The organism is Verrucosispora sp. SN26_14.1, from assembly GCF_004307965.1.
GTDB lineage: Bacteria > Actinomycetota > Actinomycetes > Mycobacteriales > Micromonosporaceae > Micromonospora.
In genome coordinates this window covers 1-3,161 of sequence record NZ_SISL01000588.1, presented here as the reverse complement: position 1 = coordinate 3,161, position 3,161 = coordinate 1, and the positions used below count along the sequence as shown (strand labels likewise).

Annotated in this window: 3 protein-coding genes; 1 reads left to right on the top strand and 2 read right to left on the bottom strand. The window is 71.1% G+C overall.

Annotated elements, in window-relative coordinates; all coding sequences use genetic code 11:
- Together EYA84_RS29540 and EYA84_RS29535 are read right to left on the bottom strand one after the other, a co-directional pair.
- On the bottom strand, positions 1 to 430 hold a 430-nt coding region (locus EYA84_RS29540; RefSeq protein ID WP_201272521.1), incomplete at its 3' end, for a cellulose binding domain-containing protein.
- Between the two features lie 195 nt (positions 431 to 625).
- Positions 626 to 2,044: a carbohydrate-binding protein gene (locus tag EYA84_RS29535; protein WP_131057355.1), complete on the bottom strand. Its 1,419-nt coding sequence runs from the start codon at positions 2,042 to 2,044 to the stop codon at positions 626 to 628.
- A gap of 258 nt (positions 2,045 to 2,302) precedes the next feature.
- Here EYA84_RS29535 and EYA84_RS29530 point away from each other — a divergent pair.
- Positions 2,303 to 3,161 (top strand): YbdK family carboxylate-amine ligase (locus EYA84_RS29530; RefSeq protein WP_131057357.1); only part of this gene is annotated, 859 nt, incomplete at its 3' end.

The following is a 3,161-nucleotide window of genomic DNA, read 5'->3' as shown; positions in this document are numbered from 1 at the left end:
GGGTGGTCGGCGGCGGGGTGGTCGGGGTGGTGCCGCCGGCGCAGGCCGCGCCGTTGAGCCGGCAGTTCGCGGGTACGCCGGAGCCGCTGCCGAGGAAGCCGAAGGAGACCGACGCGCCGGGGGCGATGGTGCCGTTCCAGGAGCGGTTGGTGAACGTGTGGCGCTGGCCGCTGGAGGTCAGCAACGCGTCCCAGTAGCTGCCGAGCGTGGTGCCGCTGGGCAGGTCGAAGGCGAGGCTCCAGCCGTTGACCGTGCTGCTGCTGCCGTTGGTGATGGTGTACTTCGCCTCCCAACCGGAGCCCCAGTCGGACGTCTTGGCGAAGCTGGCGGTGACTCCGGCGGCGTACGCGGCGGGCGCCAGCCAGACCGCACCGAGTGCGGCGGCCAGTGCGCCGACCACTGTGAGCACCAGGGTTCTGGACCGTTTCATGTGAGCCTCCAGACCGGACGGAAATCCATGGGCATCGACCTGGCGCTCATTATTAAGACTGTTAACTATTTCTGTCCAGGGTTGGTGTGAGGTTGTTAGGAGGGGTCCCCTGCTATGCACGAGGCGTTAGCAGGGGACCCCTCCTTGCACGGACCCGCGTGCGCGACGAGCACCGCCCTGCCGGGCAGCGTGTGCTCAGCGGCGGAACTGGAACCAGTTGACGTTGACGAAGTCGTTCGGCTGGCCGCTGCTGAACGTCAGGTAGACGGTGTGCCGGCCGGTTACCGAGGTGACGTTGCCGGGCACCGAACGCCAGCTCTGCCACCCGCCGGTGTTCGCGAGGGCGAAGCTGCCGATCGGCGTACTCGTCGGGCTGCCGATCCGCACCTCGACCAGACCGCTCACGCCGGCCGCCGCGCCGGAGGCCACCCGGGCCACGAAGTCGCGCGGCGCGGTGGAGCCGAAGTCGACGTTGTCGAAGCGGACCCAGTCACCGTTGCGCAGCGCGGCGATGTTCTGCCCGCCCTCGGAGCACGCCTCGACGATCACGCCGTTCTGCGCGTTGTACGACTCGGCCTGGATGGTGCCGTACGCGTCCCGCACCCCGGTCGGGGGCGGGGTGGTCGGCGGCGGCGTGGTGGGCGGGGTGCTGCCGCCACGGCTGTAGACGGCCACGTAGTCGACGAGCATCGGCCGCCCCGGCACGGTGCCCGAGGTCGGCGTGGTGCTGCCGGCCACCCCGTTCGGGAAGGCGCCCCCCATGGCCACGTTGAGCAGCAGGAAGTAGCCCGCGTGGCTGGTCATCTGCGACCAGTACGGCTCGCCGACCCGGGACTGGCTGACGGAGTGGTAGAGCTGCCCGTCGACGTACCAGCGCAGTTGCTGGGGGCTGGTCGAGGCGTCCCACTCGAAGCGGTAGGTGTGGAAGGCCGACTGGCAGGTGCTGCCGGGGCAGGCCCGGGAGCCGCCGATGCCGTTGAACTCGTCGCACGGGCCGCCGGGCGCCACGCCGCAGTGCAGCACGCCCCAGACGGTGTTGAGCCCGTTCACGTTCTCCATCACGTCGAACTCGCCGATGCCGGGCCAGTTCTGGTAGTTGCCCCGGTATGGCGCGCCGAGCGCCCAGAAGGCGGGCCAGTAGCCGGAGGCGGCGGCGCCGGTGACGTTGGGCATCTGGATGCGTCCCTCGATGGCGAGGATGCCGCCGCTCGGGGCCTTGAAGTTGCTGCGGACCGTCTCGATCCGGGCCGAGGTCCAGCGGCCGGAGCTGTCGCGCAGCGGCGTGATCCGCAGGTTGCCGGCGCCGTCGTGGCTGACGTTCGCGGTGCTGTTGGTGTACGTCTGGATCTCGCCGGTGCCCCAGTTGGGCGGCCCGCCCGGGTAGCTGGTGCCGGTGTCGATGATCCAGTTGTTGGACGACGGGAGGGTGCCGGCGGCGCCGGTGAAGTCGTCGCTCCACACCAGGCTCCACCCGGACGGGGGCGTCGGCACGGCGGCGTCGGCGGTCGCGGCGAGCCCGGCGACGCCGGTGACGGTGGCGGTGATCAGGGCCAACGCGAGCCGCAGTCGGCGTCGCGCGGGCAGGGCGGCGGGCGCCGCCGGGGCAGGTGTCATGGGACGTACCTCTCTGCGGGACGGAGGTGTGAGAGCGCTCTCTCAGGAGTTGTACGTCCCGCCCGAAGAGTTGTCAATGTCGATCGGTGGTGCTCCAGTTCCGCCGGATGTTAGGAGGGGTCCCCTGCTATGCACGAGGCGTTAGCAGGGGACCCCTCCTTGCACCGAGCAGGGCGGGTTTCCCTGGACCACCACGGGGGGTAATTGCCGGCCGACGGCGCGGACGTACCGCCCCGGCAGAAGCGGACGGTGGTGGTGATGGTCAGGCAGGTGGCGACGGCGCCGACCCGGCCGGTCGAGGAGACCGACCTGCTCACGGTGGGAGTCGAGGAGGAGTTCCTGCTGGTCGACCCGGACGGCGGCGCCGCGGTGCCCGCCGTCGAGGCGGTCATGGAACAGGTACCGGCGGAACTGCACGGCCAGGTCGAACGCGAGTTCCAGACCAGCCAGATCGAGATCGGCAGCCCACCCGGGCTGGAACTCTCCTCGATCCGGCACTCCCTGGCCCTGCTCCGCGCCGGGCTCGCCGACGCCGCCGAGCGGGCCGGTGCCCGACTGCTCGCCATCGGCACCGGGCCGATCGGCGGACCGGTGCCGCCGGTGGTGGACAAGCCCCGCTTCGACCGCATGATCGAGCGGTACCGGCTGCTGGTGCCGGGGCCGGGCAACAACGGCATGCACGTGCACGTCGGGGTGCCGGACCCGGACACCGGGGTGCAGGTGCTCAACCACGTCCGGCCGTGGCTGCCGATCCTGCACGCGGTGACCACCAACTCGCCGTTCTCCGCAGGCGAGGACACCGGGTACGCGAGCTGGCGCTCGATCGAGTGGGAACGCTGGCCGTCGGTGGCGCCGACCCCGTTCCTGACCTCCCACCACCACTACCGACGGCTGATCGACCAGCTGATCGGCAGCGGGGTGATGCTCGACGAGGGGATGCTCTACTGGTATGCCCGGCTGTCGGCCAAGTACCCGACGGTCGAGCTGCGCATCGGCGACGTCTGCCCGACGGTGGACGACGCGGTCCTGGTCGCCGGCCTGGTCCGCGCGCTGGTGGCGACCGCGCTGGACGACATCGCCGCCGGACGGCCGCCGCTGCCCGCCGACCACCACCTGC